Source organism: Streptomyces sp. NPDC030296, from assembly GCF_055572815.1.
In genome coordinates this window covers 290,445-309,210 of record NZ_JBVICQ010000005.1, presented here as the reverse complement: position 1 = coordinate 309,210, position 18,766 = coordinate 290,445, and the positions used below count along the sequence as shown (strand labels likewise).

Below are 18,766 nucleotides of genomic sequence, written 5' to 3'. Positions count from 1 at the left end.
CGGGAGCGCCCAGTTCGCTGGATGCACATGGCAGATCAATTACCATCGCCCGATGACTTCTTCCCTTTCGAAAGTGACGTGATGGCTCGGCCGAGGGTCAGGTCCTGACGAATTCATCAAATTCTTCGTCAGGCCATTCAATGCCGCGCAGAATCGTGTACACCTCGACCTCACCGTGGTGGAGAAACCGGCGCAAGAGCGGGCCGTCAGAGCGTTGGAGGCGGGAACGGGTCCCGACATCGTGATGTTCCGCGCGCCGGTGATCACCTGGACCTGGTGAAGCGTAAACATCTCCTCGACCTCTCCCCGTACGCGGACCGGTACGGCTGGCGATCCCGCCTCCTCGCGCCGGGACGAGGCTGGCCACCGTCGACGGCATGCTGTTCGGCGTCCCGAGGAGCAGCGAGACGATGGGACTGATGTTCAACACCTCGGTCCTCGCGGCGCTGGGCGTACAGCCCCCGCGCACCCTGCGGGACCTGGAGGACGTGGCGGACCGCGCGCTCGGCAACGGGGTGCTCCCGTTCGGAGCCGGGTCCGCGGACATGCCGTCGGTGTGCGAGTTGATCTGCACCCTAAGACGTCATCTCAATTGGTGGCCGTTGGCGTAGATAGTCGCTGGCAGGCGTGCTGTGGGGACGTTTGAATGTCGTGGTGAGCGACTACTGGACGCCGGCGCATCAAGCGGTTGAGCAGGAGGATGCTGAGGCCCTGGCCCGGTTGCTGGCTGCTGGTTCTGATCCCGACGAGGTCTTCAGCAACATGACGCTGCTGACTCACGCGATCGACGCCGAGGGTGACGGCTCCTTGCAGAGCGGGCAGCTGTTGACGGTGCACACCACGGCCGTGTTGCTGGCCTTCGGGGCTGATCCTGAGCTCGCAGACCCAGACGGCCGCACACCCATGGACATGGCCAATCACTACGGCCACGCCCAGACCGTGAAACTGCTGCAGGCCCACATCAGCAGACGAGCCGCCGATAACAGATGAGGGTGCAGGCGATGCTCGTGAAGGCGAGGAAGTGCTCGGCCTTGCGCTCATAGCGGCGGTGGAGGCGGCGGCAGCCGGCGAGCCAGGACATGGTTCGCTCGATGGTCCAGCGGTGGCGGCCGAGTCGCTGCGAGGTCTCGATCCCCTTGCGGGCGATGCGGTGCCTGATGCCACGGCCTCGTAACCATCGGCGCAGGTGGGAGTAGTCGTAGCCCTTGTCTGCGTGGAGCTTGTCCGGCCTGCGGCGCCGCCGCCCGCGGCGGGAACGGACCGGAGGTATGCCCGCCGTGCCGGGCGGCGCTCCGGTCCAACTGGGCGATGGCGGCGCCCGCATCGACGGTCTCCACCTCTATCTGGCCACCAACATCGCCGAAAGATTCTCACCCCCCGCGGCCTGGACCACCGCGTCCAGTTCCCCGGCCCCGGCGGCACCAACGCCGTGGAAGCCGCGCTCAAGCTGGCCCGGAAGGTCACCGGCCGGCCCACCGTGGCCTACTTCCAGCGCGGCTTCCACGGCATGACGCTCGGAGCCCTGGCCATCACAGCCAACCCGGCCAAGCGCGCAGGAGCCGGCGTACCGCTCCCACACGCCGTCCCCGTGCCCTACGACGACTCCGCCGACGACGAGGAGAAGTCGGTGGCACAGCTGGGTCGGTCACTCGACGGTGCCGCCGCGAACGGGCCGCTCGCGGCGGTAGTGGTGGAGACGGTCCAAGGCGAGGGCGGCGTCAACCCGGCCCGCCCGGCCTGGCTGCGCGCCCTGGCTGCCTGGACCCGGGCCCACGGCGCCCTCCTCGTGGTGGACGACATCCAGATGGGCTGCGGTCGAACCGGGCCGTTCTTCTCCTTCGAAACGGCCGGAATCATCCCCGACATCATCTGCCTGTCCAAGTCCATCAGCGGGTACGGGACGCCCATGGCCCTGACCCTCATGCGCCCCGAGTACGACCTGTGGAAACCCGGCGAACACAACGGCACATTCCGCGGATACAACCCCGCGTTCATCACCGGAGCACGGGCGCTCGAAGTGTTCTGGTCCGACCGTGTCCTGGAAAACCGGACCACCGCCCTGGGCGAGCGGGTACGCAACGCCCTCACCGAGACCGCACGCCTCCATGGGCTCGACTCCCCGCGCGGGCGCGGCCTGGCCTGGGGCCTGCCCTTCGACCGCCCCGGCGCGGCCCGTAAGGTGTGCGACGCCGCGTACCGGGGCGGCCTGCTCCTGGAGACAGCCGGCCCTCACGACGAGGTGGTCAAGGTCCTGCCGCCGTTGACCGTGTCCCATGAAGACCTGGACCAGGGCCTCGGAATACTCGACGAAGCCGTCGCTTCGGTGGTCGGCAGGCGAACCCTCGCGGCCTGAGCGGACCCGAAGCCAGCCCATGACGAGACGCCTCGGCAGCAAAAGGGCTGCCGGGGTGAGCGAAGGGGGAAAGCGGATGTCGGTCGACCTGGCGGGATTCCTCGGCGTCGTGCTCGTGGCCTATATGGTCCCCGGCCCGGACTTCCTGGTCGTGGTGCGCTCTGCCGGCGAGCACCCTGCCAAGGGACGAGCTGCGGCGCTGGGCGCCCAGACCGGGCTGTGCGTGCACATGCTCGCCGCCGCCGCGGGGCTGTCGCTGATCGCCGCCCGCTCTCCTGTGGTGTACGACGGCATCAAGCTGCTCGGCGCGGTCTACCTGATCTATCTGGGGATCCGGGCCGTGCGGGCCGCCCGGCGGGCTGCCCGCGAGCGCCGGACTGAGACGGGGGCGTCCGACGGCCCTGAAGGGTTGAACACACTGCGGGACCCGGCTGCGGCGGAACGGGCTCGCGGTCGGTGGCGGGCCGGCTTCACCGAGGGCTTCCTCACGAACGTACTCAACCCCAAAGCCGCGTTGTTCTTCCTCAGCATCCTCCCGCAGTTCGTGCAGGGTGGGGGCTCGACCGCCCGGCAGATCTTCTTCCTCGGCATCCTCGATGTCCTGATCGGCGTCGTCTACTGGTTCGCCCTGGTCGCCGTCGCCGCGCGGCTGCGGGCTTTCCTCGCCCGGCCGAAGATTCGCCACCGATGGGAGTTGACGACCGGCTGGCTGTTCATCGCCATCGGCATCGGGGTCGCAGTGGTCTCCTGACGAGGACCGCCCACTCCTGCGGATGCCCCTCCGAAGTCGGCGGCGGACCTGCGCTTGCGGAGCGGGATGCGGGAGTCCCGTGCCACAGGGAGATCATTCTGCAAGGACCCCTCAGACCATCCGAAGCTAATCCGACAAGGTCAGTAGCTGGTGCATCCGGCGGCGGGGCGGGCTCTTCAGCGGGCTCGGCGACTGAAGCTGATACCGGCGCCGCTGACGAGCCTCCGCGAGACAAACAAACCTTATGCGCGCAGGCGCAGTTGAAGGATCGCAACGGCAGTGCCCACCGCCGGCGGCGTGTGTCACGAGGACGCCGCAACCGTACTCCGTCCCACCCCTGTCCCAGCATGCCGGTGAAGTCCCAGGTCAAGTGGTGGACCGTCCCAACGTCCCGTAGGGATTCGGTTTCCTTGCCGCCGCTCGGGGCGCCTGCCAGCGTCGGGCCCGGCTTCGCATCAGCGGTGCCAGACTGAGATGAGGGAACGAATGCGATCGAATGTTGTGACGAGGACGCTTGTCAGCGTCACCGCCGTCGTGGGGATCGCCGCCGGCAGCCTGGCGGGCGCCGGCACCAGTTTCGCGGCATCGGCGCCGGCCGCGAAACCTGCGGTGAGCTCCGAGGTCCCCGCCGTGTCCGCGGTGGTCAACCTCGGCCTCAGCACCGCGCAGGCCAGGAACGTCCAGTGCTATCTGAAGGACTCTCACGGCTACACCGACCGGCTCGACGGCAAGCTCGGCACCGACAGCTGGAAGGCGATGCAGCGCCACCTCAGGGCGTCCTGGGAATACACCGACGCGATCGACGGCGACCCCGGAGCCAACACCGTCAGGGCGTTGCAGCGCATGCTGGAGCACGCATGGGGCTACACCGGTCGGATCGACGGCGACCCCGGATCCGGGACCCAGGCCGCGTTCAAGCGGTTCGCCAATGACATGAGCGTCTTCTGCTGAACTTGACCCTGCCGGGGGATCTTGGGGATCCACCGGCAGGGCAGCAGGAACATGCTCGGCTCTGTTCAAGGACCGATCAGTTGTCGAGGTGCCCGTTGTCGCTCCGCTCCCGCTCTGGTGAGCAAGTTCCTTCTCTACCGTGCGGATGGCGCGAGCGAGCAACCCGGGTGGTACGACGGCGATTCTTGCCGCGGTCGGTCGGATTCGGTCCGGTCAGTGGCCCCCTTTTGCGGCCCTGAGGCTGACGGAGTCGATGGCGCACCGCGACCAGTCCAGCTCGCCTCTGGCCCCGAGCTCGTCCAGAAGGACGCGGTGCAGCCGGGCCCAGACCCGGTCTTGGCTTCACCGGATGAAACGCCGGTGGACCGTCGGCCATGCTGGGCCGAACACGGGGGGCCTTGACCGGGGCTTGACCCGGAATCTTGGACACGGGCTATGCGGCTTGGGCCGGGGTAGTTGATGTTGTGTCGAGTGCTGTCTCGTAGGCGACGGGACTGCGTTGTCCGAGGCTGGAGTGGCGGCGTCGAGTGTTGTAGCGGTGCAGCCAGCGGAACAGGTCGAGGCGGGCTTCACGCTCGTCGGCCCAAGCCCTGCGGCCCTGGAGGATCTCCCGCTTGCAGGTGGCGTTGAAGGACTCGGCGAGCGCGTTGTCCGCCGAGCTGCCGACGGCGCTCATGCTCTGGATCACGCCTGCCCGGCGGCAGGCGTCGGCGAACGCTCTGCTCGTGTACTGGGCGCCGTGATCGGTGTGCATGACGGCGCCGGCGAGGCTGCCGCGTCACCGCTCGGCGGCGGCCAGAGCGTCGACGACGAGGTCGGAGCGCATGTGCTCGGCGATCGTCCAGCCGGCCAGGCGCCGGGAGGCGAGGTCGATGACCGTGGCCAGATACAGGAACTTCCCGCCGGCCAGCGGGAGATAGGTGATATCACCGACGTACTTCGTGTTCACGGTTGCGGCGGTGAAGTCGCGGCCGACGAGGTCGGCGGCCTTCGCAGCGGCCGGATCCGAAATGGTGGTGCGGTGCTTCCTGCGCAGTCGCAGGCCGGCCAGCCCGGCCTGGCGCATGATCCGGGCGACTCTCTTGTGGTTGACCACTTCGCCAATATCACGCAGTTCGGCGGTGATCCTGGGGGCGCCGTAGGTGCCGTCCGAGTCACGGTGAACCGCGCGTATCCGGGCGGCGAGCTTGGCGTCGTCCGTCTGCCGGGCCGCCCTCGCGGCTTCGGTCCGGCGCCAGTAGTAGAAGCTCGAGCGGGCAACGTGAGGATGGTGCATAGCCGCTTCACGCCGAAGCGGCGCTGGTGGTCGGCGACGAACTGGAAGCGGTTCACCAGCGAGTCTCCCCGGCGAAATACTTTGCCGCCTTGCGCAGGATCTCGCGTTCCTCTTCCAGCTCGCGGACCTGCTTGCGCAGTGCCGCGTTCTCCGCCTCCAGCGCAGTGGGCGGCTCGGCGGGTATCTCCACCCGGCGGCCCCGCGGCCGGCTTGCCCCGGCCGCCCGTACCCAGTTCCGCAGCGTCTCCGGGTTGACGCCCAGATCAGCGGCGACCAGCCTGATCGTCGCTTCGGGCCGCGACTGATACAGCGCGACCGCGTCCGCCTTGAACTCGGCGGGGTAGTGCTTCATGACCACGAGATGTCCGTTCTCAGATCCTCAAGATCCAGTGTCTCGTGTGTCCAAGATCAGGGGTCAAGGCCCGTGTGGGCCTCTCCCTGCCCGCCGGGCCGCGCACCTCACGAGGCGGCGGTCCCGCTGCCACCGGTGCGGCGTGCCGGCGCCGGAGCCGACGAGCCTCAGGCCCTGTTTACCGGTCGGGTCCGGCGGCTTCACGAGTGTGCGCACAGACGCGACGCGGCAGCTTGAAGTTTCAAACAAATTCTGCGACCCTATGTTTGATTCTTCAAACGTTCCTTCCGGAGCGCTTCTCGTAGTTCCCTCCAGGAGTTGCCGTGTCTGTTACCCCTGAAGCAGTACCCGTCCGCCGTGGCCAGCTCGTCGTGGCGGGGGGTGTGCTCGCCGCGATCGTGGCGGCGTCCCTGGCGGACGCGGTGATCGCCCTTCTCGCCCTCGCCGTCGGCGCGCCCGACGACTTCCAACCGCTGGAGCCGGGTTCGTACATCTTCTTGACGGCGGTCGGGATGGTGGCGGGCGCCATCGGCTGGGCCATCGTCCGCAAGGTGTCGAAGGACCCCGAGGCGCTGGTGCGTTGGCTGGTGCCGACTGTCGTCGTGGTGTCCTTCGTTCCCGACTTCCTGCTCTTCGGTGAAGGTGGCGTGACCGGCGTCGTGGCGCTGCTCCTGATGCATGTCGTGGTCGCGGTGGTCGCGGTGTTCGCCTACCGCAGGGTCATGCCGCTGTCGTAGGGGCGGTGTGAGGAGGATGCGGAAGGCCGGGCGGGCAGGGATCACGATCCCTGCCCGCCCGGCCTTCCGCATCGACGGCTCATCGCTTCTGGACAAGAGGCGCCTCGGTGCGGGCGGCAATGTCCTCGGCGGTCACACCCGGCCCGCATTCCACGAGCGTCAGGCCCTCGGGTGTGACGTCGAGGACGGCGAGGTCGGTGATGATGCGGTGGACGCACTGTTGGCCGGTGAGCGGGAGGGTGCACTCCTTCACGATCTTGGGGCTGCCGTCCTTTGCGGTGTGCTCCATGAGCACGATGACGCGGCGGGCGCCGTGGACGAGGTCCATCGCGCCGCCCATGCCCTTGACCATCTTGCCGGGGATCATCCAGTTGGCGAGGTCGCCGACGGCGGAGACCTGCATGGCGCCGAGGACAGCGGTGTCGATGTGGCCGCCGCGGATCATGCCGAAGGACAGGGCGGAGTCGAAGAAGGAGGCGCCGGGCAGGACGGTGACGGTTTCCTTGCCCGCGTTGATCAGGTCGGGGTCGACCTCGTGCTCGTACGGGTAGGGGCCGGTGCCGAGGATGCCGTTCTCGGAGTGCAGGACCACGTGGACGTCCGGCGGGAGATGGCCGGGGATGAGGGTGGGCAGGCCGATGCCGAGGTTGACGTAGGAGCCGTCGGTGAGTTCGGCGGCGGCACGGGCGGCCATCTGGTCCCGGGTCCAGCCCAGCTGCGTACCAAGGGTGATGCTCATGCGCGTACGGTCCTCTTCTCTATCTGCTTGTCGGCGGCCTGGGCCGGGGTGAGCACCACGAGGCGCTGGACGAAGATGCCCGGAAGGTGGATCTCGTCCGGGCTCAGCTCACCCGGCTCGACGACTTCCTCCACCTCGGCGACGGTGATCCGGCCGGCCATCGCCGCGAGGGGGTTGAAGTTGGCGGAGGACTTGCGGAAGACGAGGTTCCCGTGGCGGTCGCCGCGCCAGGCCCGTACGAGGGCGAAGTCGGTGGTGATGCCGTGTTCCAGGACATAGGCGCGGTCGTCGAAGTCGCGGGTCTCCTTCGGCGGGGAGGCGAGGGCGACCGCGCCGTCCGCCGTGTAGCGCCAGGGCAGTCCGCCGCGGGCGACCTGGGTGCCCACACCGGCCGGGGTGTAGAAGGCGGGTATGCCCGCGCCGCCGGCGCGCAGCCGTTCGGCGAGCGTGCCCTGCGGGACCAGCTCCACCTCCAGTTCGCCCGACAGGTACTGACGGGCGAACTCCTTGTTCTCGCCCACGTAACTGCCCGTGACGCGGGCGATCCGGCCGTCGGCCAGCAGGACGCCCAGTCCACGCCCGTCCACGCCGCAGTTGTTCGACACGACCTCCAGACCCGTGGCGCCCTGGGCGTGGAGGGCCTGGATGAGCACGTCGGGGATGCCGCTGAGGCCGAAGCCCCCGACGGCCAGGGACGCACCGTCGGGAATGTCCGCGACCACCTCGTCGGCGCTCGCCCAGACCTTGTCCATGTGAAGAAGTGCCTTTCTTTCCGCTGCGGGTTCAGGTGTTCTCGCGCAGGGCGTCCGAGATCGGTTTCGCACCGCCGTGGGCGGTGAGGCCACCGTCGACGGGGATCTCCGCACCCGTGATGAAGGACGCCTCGTCGGAGAGGAGGAAGGTGACGAGAGGGGTGATGTCGTCGACGGTTCCGGTGCGGCCGAGCGGTGTCCCGTGGAGGTTCGCCTCACGGAACCCGGGCGCCGCGGAGGCGGTCATGTCGGTCTCGATGAAGCCGGGGTGGATGATGTTCACGCGGATGCCGCGGGGCCCCAGTTCCATGGCGGCGGTTCTCGACAGGCCGCGCAGCGCCCACTTGCTGGCGGTGTAGGCGACCGGGTAGTGGGCGGTCAGCGCCGCAGAGGAGCCGACGTTCACTATCGACGCGCCCGCTCGCATCAGTGGCACCAGGTGCTGGATGCCCAGGAGCGGCCCGGTGACGTTGACCGCGTGGACACGGGCCATGTCCTCGGGGCGTACGTCGTCGATCCGGGCGCGCCAGGTGACGCCCGCGTTGTTGACCAGGCCGTGCACCTGCCCGTACGCCTCGCGCAGGTCGGCGGCGAGTTCCGCCCAGTCCTGCTCGCTGGTGACGTCGAGGCGGCGGCAGCCGGCTGCCTCGGTCACGTCGGTGGCGATCACCCGGGCGCCCTCGCGGGTCAGTGCCTCGGCCTCGGCGGCACCCTGGCCACCGGCCGCGCCTGTGACCACGACGACCTTGCCGAGGAGCCTCTTGGGGTGCGGGTCGGTCACGGCCGCTCCCGGGGACGGCGCCGGGCGACCGGAACCGGTACGGGATCAGGGCCGGGCACCACGGTGTTGGAGACGGAGCCGATGCCCTCGACGGTGAGTGTGACCGTGTCGCCGGGCTTGAGCGGCGGCGGGTCCTGTCTGCCGCGTACGCCCCACAGCTCGGCGAGACAGCCGCCGTTGCCGCAGGTACCGGACCCGAGGACATCGCCAGAGCGGACGAAGGTGCCGCGGGAGGCGTAAGCGACCATCTCCTCGAAGGTCCAGCTCATGTTGGACAGCAGGTCCTTGCCGACGACCTCGCCGTTCACCTCGGCGGTCAGCGCGAGCCGCAGGAATCCGTCCTCGTCGCGGTACTCCTCCAGCTCGTCGGCGGTGACCAGGTAGGGGCCCAGCGTGGTGGCGCTGTCCTTGCCCTTGCAGGGGCCGAGGCCGACCTTCATCTCGGCGGACTGAAGGTCGCGGGCGGACCAGTCGTTGAAGATCGTGTAGCCGATGATGTGGTCGCGGGCCTGCTCGGGGGTGAGGTCACGGCCCTCCTTGCCGATCACGGCGGCGACTTCGAGCTCGAAGTCGAGCACGCTCGATCCCGGGGGCATGGGGATGTCGTCGTGCGGGCCGTACACGGCGTAGGGGTTGGTGAAGTAGAACGTCGGGGCCGCGTACCACCGCTCGGGTACGCCGGCGCTGCCGTCCACGGACCTCCGTACGCCCTCGACGTGTTCCTCGAAGGTGACGAAGTCCCGCACGGCTGGCGGCTGGAGGGGCGGCAGCAGCCGTACCTCGGAGACATGTGGACCGGTCGGCACGTCGAGCGTCGCGGAGCCCGCTTCGAGCAGTTGCGGCAGGCCGCCCTCCTCGGCGAGTAGTCCGGTCAGGGAGTGGACACCGGGCAGGGGGCGGAGCATCCCGTCCTCGGCGACGACGGCCACATGGCGTCGGTTCTGGTACTCGTACGCGGCGAAACGCATGCGGAGGTTCCTGTCGGCGTGAGGGGCGAGCATGGAGACCCGGGGGTGCGGCGCGGGGAGTCGGGGCAGCTGACAGGGCCACCGCACCCCCGGGGACTGGGGGACTGGGGGACTGGGGGACTGGCCGGTCAGACCGGCGGGGCGACGAAGCAGCCGCGGTCGACGTCGTTGAACGACTCCTTGGCGACCAGTTCGTTCATCGGGTTCGCCGTGCCCCACTGGTCGGTGACCTCGGGCCGGGAGAAGTCGTAGACGTGGGGGTGCCAGGTGTCCTCGTCCAGCTCCTCCAGCTCGGTGGTGTACTCGACGGTGTTGCCGTGCGGGTCCAGGAAGTACGTGAACGTGTTGTCGCCCGCCATGTGCCGGCCAGGACCCCACACCTTCTTGAACCCGGCCCGCATCACCCGCCCGGAGCCGCGCATGTACTCGTCCAGGCCTCGCATCTCGAAGGAGACGTGGTGCAGGGAGGTGTGCGGGCCCTTCGCGAGGGCCATCGAGTGGTGCTGGTTGCTGATCCGCATGAAGTGCATGACCTCGCCCATGTGCGGCGAGCTGAGCGTGTCGGAGAGCCGGAAGCCGAGGTGGGTCTCGTACCACTCGCGGGTCTTGGTCAGATCCGGGGAGTTGAGCACCACGTGCGACAGACGGACCGGGATCGCCTCCTTCTCCTCGATACGACGGTGCCGGCGGGCCTCGACATCGGCGGAGACCTCGATGGTGCGGCCGTCGATGTCGAAGAAGCGGAAGCCGTAACCGCCGCCGGGGGTGTCGACCTTCCCCGGCTGGGAGATCAACTGCACCCCCTGGGCAAGGAGTTGATCGGCGAGCGTGTCCACATCGGCTGTGCTCGCGGCACCGTAGGAGACAAGGTCCAGCCGCTTCTCGTCGGCCTTGCGCAGCCGTACGACGTAGTGCTCGGGGCTGCCCTCGGCGGCGAGGAAGGAGATGCCGGAGTCCTCGGCGACCTGGGTCAGGCCCCAGACGCCGGCGTAGAAGTCGAGCTGCTTGTCGTAGTCGGGCACGGCGAGGTCGACGTGCCGGAGATGAGTGAGCAGGCGGTTCATCGTGGGGGTTCCTCCTCAGACGAGGTTGAGCAGGGCGGCGGCGTTGCCGCCCCGCACGGCGTGGAAGTCGTGGTCGGGCAGGCCGGCCGCGCGCAGCGCGCCCAGCGGGTCCTCGGTGCCCATGTCGAAGGGGAAGTCGGAACCGAGCAGGACCCGTTCGGCGCCGACGGTGCTGATCAGGGCTCGGAGCACGCGCGGGTCGTGGACGAGGGAGTCGAAGTACAGCTGCTTCAGGTAGCTGCTCGGTTCCCGGGTGCAGGCCTGGGCGTCGGGGCGGGCCCGCCAGGCGTGGTCGGAGCGGCCGATGTGGGTGGGGAGGTAGCCGCCGCCGTGTGCCGCGACGAGCCTCAGGTCCGGGTGGCGGTCCAGGACGCCGGAGAAGATCAGGTGGGAGAGGGCGACGGCGTTCTCGGTGGGCTGGCCGACGGTGTTGGACAGGTACCACTGGTCGAGGCGCTCGTCGAGGGTGCAGCCGAAGGGGTGCAGGAAGACCAGTGCGCCGGTCTCCTCGGCGCGGGCCCAGAAGGGTGCGAGCCGCGGGTCGGAGAGCTCCACCTCCCGTGTCCCGCCGGGGCCCGGGGCGTGCGAGGAGATCTCGACGCCCTTCAGCCCCTGGTCCAGGGCGTGGTCGAGCAGCGCCACCACGAGGTCGGGGTGCTGGAGCGGGACGAGGCCGAGGCCGTGCAACCGGTCGGGGGCCTTGGCGCAGTGCGCGGCGGTCCCCTCGTTCGCCAGCTGGCAGACGTGGGCGGCCAGTTGGGGGTCGGCCCAGTAGTGGTAGTGGCCGGGTGAGGGGCTCACCAGCTGCACGTCCACGCCGGCTACGTCCATGGCCGCCAGGCGCACGGCGACATCTGTCAGCCGTGGCACCCGCTCGCCGACCATGGGACCGTTCACGGCGAGTGCCGCAGGGCCGTTGCGTCGGGCGTCGAGGTTACGTGCCTCGGCCAGGCCCGAGTGTCCGGCGACGGCCTCCTCGATCTCCGGCAGCAGCAGGTGGGCGTGGACGTCGATGGTCGGCGTGGAGGACGTGGCGGCGGTCATGGGCGCTCCTTGAGGACGTTCATGGTGCGGGCGACCAGCCCGGCCATGTCGGCGTCGCGCACGCCGTCCAACTGCCACTGGCCGATCTGCACGGACGCCTCGACGACGGTGCGCACCCGGGGGATGCGGCGCTCGTAGTAGCCCTGGAACAGCTCGTCGTCCCAGTCCCGGCCGCTGGTGAGCAGTTCGGCGAGGACGGAGGCATCCTCCAGGGACATGGCCGCGCCCTGGGCGAGAGTCGGCGGGCAGCAGTGGGCGGCGTCGCCGATGAGCACCACCCTGCCCCGGTGCCAGGAGCCCTCGATCAGGAGACGGTCGAACCAGGTGTAGTTGACCTTCTTCGGGTCTGTGATGTGCTCGGTGATCTCCGGCCAGACCCCGCCGTAGGCCTGCGCCAGGTGGCGCATCTCGTCGGCGTAGGTGGCCGGGTCGATGGAGGCCCGGTCGCGGCAGGCTTCGACGACGTACGCGTAGATGGTGTTCTCGCTGGTGGGGCAGTAGCCGGCGATGTAGGCGGGGCCGCCGTAGGCGAGGTCGGTGCGCGTGACGCTCTCGGGCCGTGGGGCGGCGATGCGCCAGATCGCCATGCCGGTCGGCTCGGGTTTGTCGGTGATGCCGATCGCGGCACGCGTGGCGGAGTTGAGGCCGTCGGCGGCGATCACCAGGTCGTATCGGCCCTCATTGCCGTCACTGAAGCGCACCGAGACGCCGTCGGCGTCCTGCTGCAGCACCTCGGCGGTGGTGCCGAGGAGAACGCGGGCGCCGGAGGCGTGGACCGCGTCGATGAGGATCTGCTGCAGTTGGGGGCGCTGCATGCCGAGGGTGGCGGGCAGGTCCTCCCCGCCGGTCTGGATGTCCTCGGCGACGAACAGCACGGTGCCGTCGGGGGCGGTCACGCCCAACGAGCCGAAGGCGAACCCGGAGGCTTCCACCTTTTCCCACACGCCCAGTTCACGCAGGACTCGCAGGGCGTTGCCCTGGAGGGTGATGCCGGAGCCGGTGGTGGCGTTCCAGTCGGGCTTCGCCTCGATCAGGTCGACGGCGATGCCGGCGCGGCGCAGCAGGACGGTGACGGCGTTGCCGGAGGCGCCCCCGCCGATGACCAGGACCGTGGGGGTGCCCCCAGCCGGAGGCTGGGGGCGGGTGAGGCTGTCAGCCATGTCGGGGATACCTCCCGGGGTTGGGTCGCGCGGCTTCGCGCGGCGAGGTGCGGCTCGCCCGCTGGGAGTGCGGGGCTGGGGTGGGGACGGAGTGCGGCAGAACGGGGGGAGCGGTGTGGGCCGGATGCGCCCGTTGCTGTCCGGGGGAGGGGGGCGCATCCGGCGGCTGAGCGGGCTACTTGATCTACTTGACGGCGATGGGGTTGACCGGGGAGCCGACGGCTCCGGTGATGGGCAGCGGTGCGGCGGTGAGCCAGAACTCGTACACGCCGTCCGCCGCGCAGTCGGCGGCGAGAACGTCGAGGTCCCACATCTCGCCGATCAGCAGGCCCATGTTGGGGATCACGATCTGGTGCAGGGGCTGGAAGGCGTTCTCGAACTCGTTCGGCCGTACCTCGAAGCCCCAGGTGTCGGTGGCGATCGCGGCGATCTCGGTGCCGTGCAGCCAGCCGGCGGTGGTGAACGACAGGCCGGGCGCCGGCCCGCCCGCGTAGTCGCCCCAGCCGTCGCGCCGGGCACGGGCGAGGTGTCCGGTGCGGACGAGGACGATGTCGCCGCGTCCGACGCTCACGCCGTGGGCCTCGGCGGTAGCGGTCAGGTGCTCCTCGGTGATCGCGAAACCGTCCGGCAGCTCCGGCTCGCCGTCGTCGTCACCGATGACCCGGGCCACGTCCAGCAGAACGCCGCGACCGGCCACGTACGGGGCCATGTGCTCGATGCCGGTGACCAGGTCGCCGTCGGAGGTGACGACCTTCTCCGCGTCGCGTCCGTTCCAGGCCTTGCCGTGGTCGAAGATGTGCCCGAGGCCGTCCCACTGCGTGGAGCACTGCAGCGGCATCGCGATCACGTCGTCGGCGCCGCCGATGCCGTGCGGGAAACCCTGGTTGCCGAGGGCCGCGTCCGTGCCCGTGTCGAGCATGGTGTGCACGGGGTTGGTCCGCCGGCGCCAGCCCTTCTGCGGCCCGTTCATGTCGAAGCGCTGCGACAGCGAGAAGCTGACGCCCCGACGCACGAGCGCCGCGCCTTCGAGGCGCTTGGCCTCGTCGAGGAAGTTCAGTGTGCCGAGCACGTCGTCCTCGCCCCAGCGCCCCCAGTTGGAGTACGCCTTGGCGGCCTCGGCGATCGCGCCCTCCGGGTCGTGGCGGTCCAGGCTCATGGCTTCTCCTCCACGCAGCGGGTGCGCTGCACACCCAGACCGGTGATCGAACCCTCCATCACGTCGCCCTCGCGCAGCAGCCGCCCCCAGTGGATGCCGTTTCCGGCCGGGCTGCCGGTCAGCACCAGGTCGCCGGGCAGGAGCCGGGAGGTCTGGGAGATGTACGACACCAGACGCGCGACGCCGAAGAGCATGTCCTTGGTGGACTCGTCCTGCATGGTCTCGCCGTTCAGCTTCAGCGTGACCCGCAGGTCACCCGGGTCGGCGATGGACCCGGCGGGGACGATCCAGGGCCCGAGCGGGGTGAAGCCGGGAGCGTTCTTGCAGCGCAGCCAGTCGGTGCCGATGGCGGGCATGTCCCGGCGGAAGACGGTGGCACGGTCGGTGAGGTCGTTGGCGATCGTGTAGCCGGCGACGTACTCCATGGCCTCCTCGACGGAGACCCGGTAGGCGGGCTTGGCGATGACGGCCGCCAATTCCAGCTCCCAGTCGGGCTTTTCGGCCCATGCGGGGAGTACGACATCGTCGTACGGGCCGGCGATGGTGCTGGGCAGGCCGATGAAAACGTACGGCAGGTCCTCTGCCGCCCGCCTGTCCATGACCGCGGCGATCTCGGCCCGCGCCTCCTCGACCGTGCGCGGGTCGTCGGGGGAGCGGTGGGCGATCTCGAGGTCGATCACGTGCTGGCGGTAGTTGGCGCCGGACTGGAAGATCTGGCGGGGCTCCAGCGGAGCGTGCACCCTCAGGCCATCCAACGGCCGCCAGTCGAGGGCGTCCTCGTGCGCGAGGGTGTGCAGGACGGGGAGGGCATCCTCCCACTGCTCCAGTACGGCACGTATGTCGGACGGCTCCCAGGCCAGGACCCGGCTCAGATCCAGCACCCGCTCCCGGGCGACGAGACCGGGGAACGTGTCCTTGTCCGCGGCCGAGAACGTGCCGAGCGCGAAAGGGCCGACAGGTTGCGCGAGCGTTGCCATGAGATTTCCTCCTGCTGGGGTGCGGTCTACTCTGACCCCGATCAACGAATCAAGGAAATCAATCCTGTGGATGCTGCGAATCCACGAGATGGATACCCTCATAGGCTGCTAGGTGGTGCCCGGTGAACCTCTCCCGACTCGACCTCAATCTGGTCGTCGCCCTGCGCGCGCTGCTGGAGGAGCGCAACGTCACCAGAGCCGGCGAGCGCATCGGACTGAGCCAGCCGGCGATGAGCGCGGCACTGTCCCGGCTGCGCCGCCATTTCGACGACGAACTGCTGGCCCGGACCGGCAACTCCTACGAGCTGACCCCGCTCGGCGCCGCCCTGCGGGACCGAAGCGCGACCGCCTGCGACCTGCTGGAGCGTGTGTTCTCCAGCCAGGCCGACTTCGACCCGGCCGCTGAGTCGCGCGAGTTCACCCTGCTCGCCTCCGACTACGGCGTGGCCGTGTTCGGCGCCGCGCTGGCCCGCGCCGTGCACCGGGAGGCGCCCGGGATCCGGTTCACCTTCCAGCACCCGGCGCCGTCGGTCGTGGACAACACCGCGACCGTGCTGAGTACCGTCGACGGACTACTGATGCCGCACGGTGTCATCAACGGCCTGCCCGCCGTCGAGCTCTTCAGCGACCGCTGGCTGTGCCTGGTCTCCGACGATCACCCCGAGATCGGCGACGAACTCACCCTCGACCAGCTGGCCCGCCTGCCCTGGGCCGTGTACCAGCGCCCCTACGACGCCCCGGCCGCCCGCCAGCTGAGCATGCTCGGCATCAGCCCCCAGGTGGAGGTCTCCGTGCAGACCTTCCAGCTCCTCCCCCACATGGTCGAGGGCACCCGCCGCGTCGCGATGATCCAGGCACGCCTGGCCCGCAGCGCGGTCCGCTCCGCCGCGGTGCGCGTCCTGCCCTGCCCCTTCGAGGCCGTACCGGTGCAGGAAGCGCTGTGGTGGCACCCCGTGCACGCCCAGGACGCGGCCCACATCTGGCTGCGGCAGAAGGCCGCGGAGGTGGGCGCGACTCTGACGGACGGCGGGGCGGGCGCGGCCGTACCTCCCGCAGGGGGCGCATAGCGGGCACCGGAGCGGCCCCTGCTGCCCATCGGGCAGCAGTCGGCAACCAGCGGCACTCCCGGCCCTCACAACCGGCCGTGTCGGCGCACGGAGAGACAGGGGAGTCCGGCCCTCGCGCCGCGAGCCGGGGCACCGTCTCCGGCACTCCCCGGCTCATCGGCGTCCCCACCGTCAGGTCAACTGCTCCGGCAACGGCCGGGGGTCCGCGGCGCCCGCGCGGCGGCGGGCCGCCAGCAGCCCCGCCGCGACCAGGGCGGCGGCCAGCCCCAGGATGCCCACCGCACCGGCGAGAGACCCGACCACCGACTCCACGGCAAGCAGCACCAGTGGGCAGACGAACTCACCGCCGAAGAAGGCCGCCATCCACAGGCCGGTGCCGCGGCCGCGGTCCTGGAACGCCAGCCGGGACATGGCACTCGTGAGAAGGGCCGGCAGCAGCATGCCGGTACCCAGACAGTTGATGACTGCTCCGACGACCAGCAGCGGGGCGTTGCCCGCCAGGGACATCACGCCGAAGCCGGCCGCGCAGACCGCGAAGACGGCGGGCAGCATCGGGTCCGGGGAGCGCTCCAACCGGGCGAAGACGACAGCTCCGCCCACGGTGGCGGCACTCGCGAGCGCGGTGGCCAGACCGATCACACCGGTGTTCTCCACCCCGAGGTCGTCGAGCAGGTACGCCATCTCCACCGGCACGGTGTAGAAGACCATCGCGCCGAAGAAGGTGAGCGCGCAGATGCCCGCCAGCTGCCGGAAGGGGAACGGACGGCGGGTCTCCTCCTCGACCCGGGCTTCCTCGACGGCCGTGCGGGACGCCGGGTTGGGCAGGGCGATGGCCATCAGCGGGGCGATCAGCAGGCTCACGGCGTAGACCCAGAACGGCAGGCGCCAGCCCGCCGCGCCCATGGCGCCACCCAGCACGAAGAAGGCGGTGGCCGACGCGGAGGCGCACATGGTCTGCAGTGCGAGGTACTTCACCCGCTGCCGGCCGCTGTAGTAGTCGCCGATCAGGGTGGTGCAGCAGGTCATGATGGCGGCCTCGGTGACACCGACCAGGGCGCGGCTGGCGATGATCGCACCCAGTGAGTCCAGCCAGAGGGGTGCCGTACCGAACACGGCGTAGAGGACGGTCGCCACCAGCAGCAGGCGCTTGCGGCCGAGCCGGTCCACGATCACCCCGGCGAACGGGGCCAGCAGCGCCAGCGCCAGCGCCGGAACGGTCAGTGCCAGGGGAACCAGCGCCTTGGCCCCCGGGGTCGACGCGAAGTGGTCCTGCATCTTGGGCAGCACCGGAGCGATCAGCACCGCCCCCAGGATCGGCAGACAGCTGCCCGCCATCAGCAGGGTCACGCGCAACAGATGGGCCGGACCCGAGACGGCAACGGGTGACGGAGCAGCGTCGTCGACCACGGTGGGAGACGGTGGCGAAACGGAACCGGGCATGGCGACTCCAGGGACGGTGGACGGGAGCGGGCATGCCTTTCACGGGCGCCGACGGCGCACGGCATGCTGAGGACGGCCGCACACCGGCGGCTGATCCGGACAGCGGCGTGCGGGGTAGGGACGACTATGAGCGGTTCGGGGTCCTGTCGCCATCCTCTGTGCGATCCGAATTCCGTATCCGGCCCATCCACACCGTGGATGGGGCCGGCCTGTGCCCAGCCGAGACTCGGTGACGGTTTGACGAGTCGTTTGAAGTTTCAACCGCGAGCCGGTTAGGCTTGAGATCATGACCACGTCGCCACGCTGGCTCAACAGCGAGGAGCAGCGGGCCTGGCTGGCCTACATCGACTTCTCCACGCTGCTGGCCGACCATCTCAACCGGCAGCTCCGCCGGGACGCGGGGGTGACGCACTCGGACTACAGCCTGCTTGCCCGCCTGTCCGCGGCCCCCGACCGCACACTGACCATGTCCGAGCTGGCCGAGCGCCTGAAAGTCACGCGCAGTCGGCTCACCCATGCTGTGACCCGCCTCCAGCAGGCCGGTTACGTCAGCCGCCGCGACGACCCCAGCAACCGCCGCAATCAGCTCGCCGTCCTCACGGCGCAGGGGCAGACTCTTCTGGACCGGGCAGCCCCCGGCCACGTCGAGGCTGTACGCCGCGTCGTCTTCGACGCGCTCACCCCGGAGCAGGTGCGCCAGCTCGCGGAGATCGGCGAGAGGATCAACACCGCGCTGCAGTTCGCGGACGCCACCGAGGACGACCAGGAGCCGCTGCCCTGGCGCCGGCGGTAGGACTGCCGCGAACGTCGCTTCCGGGTGAGATGATCGTCCGCGTCCCGTGCATTCGCGCGACGCCACGGTCGTCTCGATCGGCGCCCCCTGCCCGAGCAGCGCGAACTGGGCTGGCCTCCGACGCGGTCGTGGTCTACAAGTCCGTCGGCTCGGCCGTCCAGGACCTCGCGGTCGCCGCGATGTGCGTCCGGCGGGCCGGCGAACTGTCCCTCGGCATCATCCTGCCGAGCACCGTCTCCCCCCTGGCGCAGCGAGCACACCCATGCGCCGGAAGCTCACTGACCCGTCCCTGCTGAAGAGGGCCGCCCACGTCGACGACACCTGGGCCAAGGCACCGGAAACCTTCGCGCGACGGTCATGGCGGGGCCGGCGGCCAAGGCAGCTCTCCCGCGTCCTGCGCCGCTG

At 69.9% G+C, this 18,766-nt stretch carries 17 protein-coding genes and 4 pseudogenes; 8 read left to right on the top strand and 13 right to left on the bottom strand.

The genetic code is table 11. The annotated features are described in order from the left end of the window. Positions 1 to 377: 377 nt before the first annotated feature. Entirely contained in the window at positions 378 to 611 is a 234-nt protein-coding gene (locus tag ACZ4Z3_RS16790; RefSeq protein WP_468501689.1) for a hypothetical protein, read from the top strand. A gap of 43 nt (positions 612 to 654) precedes the next feature. After that, positions 655 to 990 (top strand): ankyrin repeat domain-containing protein, encoded by a 336-nt coding sequence (locus ACZ4Z3_RS16785; RefSeq protein ID WP_468501688.1) that lies wholly within the window; start codon positions 655 to 657, stop codon positions 988 to 990. Here the strand turns inward: ACZ4Z3_RS16785 and ACZ4Z3_RS16780 are convergent. Then, positions 962 to 1,270, bottom strand: a pseudogene (locus ACZ4Z3_RS16780) (transposase); the annotation flags it as partial. The gene ACZ4Z3_RS16785 and the pseudogene ACZ4Z3_RS16780 sit on opposite strands and share 29 nt — an antisense overlap. 93 nt (positions 1,271 to 1,363) lie before the next feature. Between ACZ4Z3_RS16780 and ACZ4Z3_RS16775 the strand changes: the two are divergent. The 3 genes and pseudogenes from ACZ4Z3_RS16775 to ACZ4Z3_RS16765 all read left to right on the top strand — a co-directional run. After that, positions 1,364 to 2,353, top strand: a pseudogene (locus ACZ4Z3_RS16775) (aminotransferase class III-fold pyridoxal phosphate-dependent enzyme); the annotation flags it as partial. A gap of 76 nt (positions 2,354 to 2,429) precedes the next feature. Then, complete coding sequence (locus tag ACZ4Z3_RS16770; protein ID WP_468501687.1) at positions 2,430 to 3,104, top strand: LysE family translocator; 675 nt, start codon at positions 2,430 to 2,432, stop codon at positions 3,102 to 3,104. A 486-nt stretch (positions 3,105 to 3,590) separates the two neighbouring features. Further along, positions 3,591 to 4,055 (top strand): peptidoglycan-binding domain-containing protein, encoded by a 465-nt coding sequence (locus ACZ4Z3_RS16765; protein ID WP_468501686.1) that lies wholly within the window; start codon positions 3,591 to 3,593, stop codon positions 4,053 to 4,055. A gap of 184 nt (positions 4,056 to 4,239) precedes the next feature. On the opposite strand, the pseudogene ACZ4Z3_RS16760 reads toward ACZ4Z3_RS16765, so the two are convergent. Beyond that, positions 4,240 to 4,385: pseudogene (locus ACZ4Z3_RS16760) on the bottom strand (IS5/IS1182 family transposase); the annotation flags it as partial. A gap of 103 nt (positions 4,386 to 4,488) precedes the next feature. Next, positions 4,489 to 5,689 (bottom strand): annotated as a pseudogene (locus ACZ4Z3_RS16755) (IS3 family transposase). Positions 5,690 to 6,006: 317 nt separating this feature from the next. Here ACZ4Z3_RS16755 and ACZ4Z3_RS16750 point away from each other — a divergent pair. Beyond that, the gene (locus ACZ4Z3_RS16750; RefSeq protein ID WP_468501685.1) at positions 6,007 to 6,420 is read left to right on the top strand and encodes a DUF6069 family protein; all 414 of its coding nucleotides are present in this window, start codon (positions 6,007 to 6,009) and stop codon (positions 6,418 to 6,420) included. A gap of 79 nt (positions 6,421 to 6,499) precedes the next feature. Here ACZ4Z3_RS16750 and ACZ4Z3_RS16745 read toward each other — a convergent pair whose 3' ends face one another. The 9 genes from ACZ4Z3_RS16745 to ACZ4Z3_RS16705 all read right to left on the bottom strand — a co-directional run bounded on the left by ACZ4Z3_RS16745 (position 6,500) and on the right by ACZ4Z3_RS16705 (position 15,061). Then, positions 6,500 to 7,135: a CoA transferase subunit B gene (locus ACZ4Z3_RS16745; RefSeq protein WP_468501931.1), complete on the bottom strand. Its 636-nt coding sequence runs from the start codon at positions 7,133 to 7,135 to the stop codon at positions 6,500 to 6,502. Positions 7,136 to 7,155: 20 nt separating this feature from the next. Then, on the bottom strand, positions 7,156 to 7,911 hold the full coding sequence (locus tag ACZ4Z3_RS16740; RefSeq protein WP_468501684.1) for a CoA transferase subunit A: 756 nt from the start codon (positions 7,909 to 7,911) through the stop codon (positions 7,156 to 7,158). Between the two features lie 31 nt (positions 7,912 to 7,942). Beyond that, positions 7,943 to 8,692: an SDR family NAD(P)-dependent oxidoreductase gene (locus ACZ4Z3_RS16735; RefSeq protein ID WP_468501683.1), complete on the bottom strand. Its 750-nt coding sequence runs from the start codon at positions 8,690 to 8,692 to the stop codon at positions 7,943 to 7,945. After that, a complete protein-coding gene (locus ACZ4Z3_RS16730) occupies positions 8,689 to 9,660 on the bottom strand; it encodes a fumarylacetoacetate hydrolase family protein (protein ID WP_468501682.1) in 972 nt (323 codons plus the stop codon). The genes ACZ4Z3_RS16735 and ACZ4Z3_RS16730 overlap by 4 nt, the downstream gene beginning before the upstream one ends. Positions 9,661 to 9,788: 128 nt before the next feature. Beyond that, a complete protein-coding gene (locus ACZ4Z3_RS16725) occupies positions 9,789 to 10,724 on the bottom strand; it encodes a VOC family protein (RefSeq protein WP_468501681.1) in 936 nt (311 codons plus the stop codon). A 15-nt stretch (positions 10,725 to 10,739) separates the two neighbouring features. Continuing rightward, complete coding sequence (locus ACZ4Z3_RS16720) at positions 10,740 to 11,768, bottom strand: amidohydrolase family protein (protein WP_468501680.1); 1,029 nt, start codon at positions 11,766 to 11,768, stop codon at positions 10,740 to 10,742. Beyond that, positions 11,765 to 12,928, bottom strand: coding sequence for an FAD-dependent oxidoreductase (locus ACZ4Z3_RS16715; RefSeq protein WP_468501679.1), 1,164 nt, complete (start codon positions 12,926 to 12,928; stop codon positions 11,765 to 11,767). Before ACZ4Z3_RS16715 ends, ACZ4Z3_RS16720 begins: the two co-directional genes overlap by 4 nt. 184 nt (positions 12,929 to 13,112) lie before the next feature. Next, positions 13,113 to 14,084 carry a cyclase family protein gene (locus tag ACZ4Z3_RS16710; RefSeq protein WP_468501678.1) on the bottom strand — a complete coding sequence of 324 codons (972 nt, stop codon included), beginning with the start codon at positions 14,082 to 14,084 and terminating at the stop codon, positions 13,113 to 13,115. Further along, positions 14,081 to 15,061 (bottom strand): fumarylacetoacetate hydrolase family protein, encoded by a 981-nt coding sequence (locus ACZ4Z3_RS16705; protein ID WP_468501677.1) that lies wholly within the window; start codon positions 15,059 to 15,061, stop codon positions 14,081 to 14,083. The genes ACZ4Z3_RS16710 and ACZ4Z3_RS16705 overlap by 4 nt, the downstream gene beginning before the upstream one ends. 122 nt (positions 15,062 to 15,183) lie before the next feature. On the opposite strand from ACZ4Z3_RS16705, the gene ACZ4Z3_RS16700 reads away from it, so the two are divergent. Further along, positions 15,184 to 16,128: a LysR family transcriptional regulator gene (locus ACZ4Z3_RS16700; RefSeq protein ID WP_468501676.1), complete on the top strand. Its 945-nt coding sequence runs from the start codon at positions 15,184 to 15,186 to the stop codon at positions 16,126 to 16,128. Positions 16,129 to 16,299: 171 nt separating this feature from the next. Here ACZ4Z3_RS16700 and ACZ4Z3_RS16695 read toward each other — a convergent pair whose 3' ends face one another. Continuing rightward, positions 16,300 to 17,568 carry an MFS transporter gene (locus ACZ4Z3_RS16695; protein WP_468501675.1) on the bottom strand — a complete coding sequence of 423 codons (1,269 nt, stop codon included), beginning with the start codon at positions 17,566 to 17,568 and terminating at the stop codon, positions 16,300 to 16,302. Between the two features lie 286 nt (positions 17,569 to 17,854). Between ACZ4Z3_RS16695 and ACZ4Z3_RS16690 the strand changes: the two genes are divergently transcribed. Next, positions 17,855 to 18,361, top strand: coding sequence for a MarR family winged helix-turn-helix transcriptional regulator (locus ACZ4Z3_RS16690; RefSeq protein WP_468501674.1), 507 nt, complete (start codon positions 17,855 to 17,857; stop codon positions 18,359 to 18,361). Positions 18,362 to 18,766: the final 405 nt, after the last annotated feature.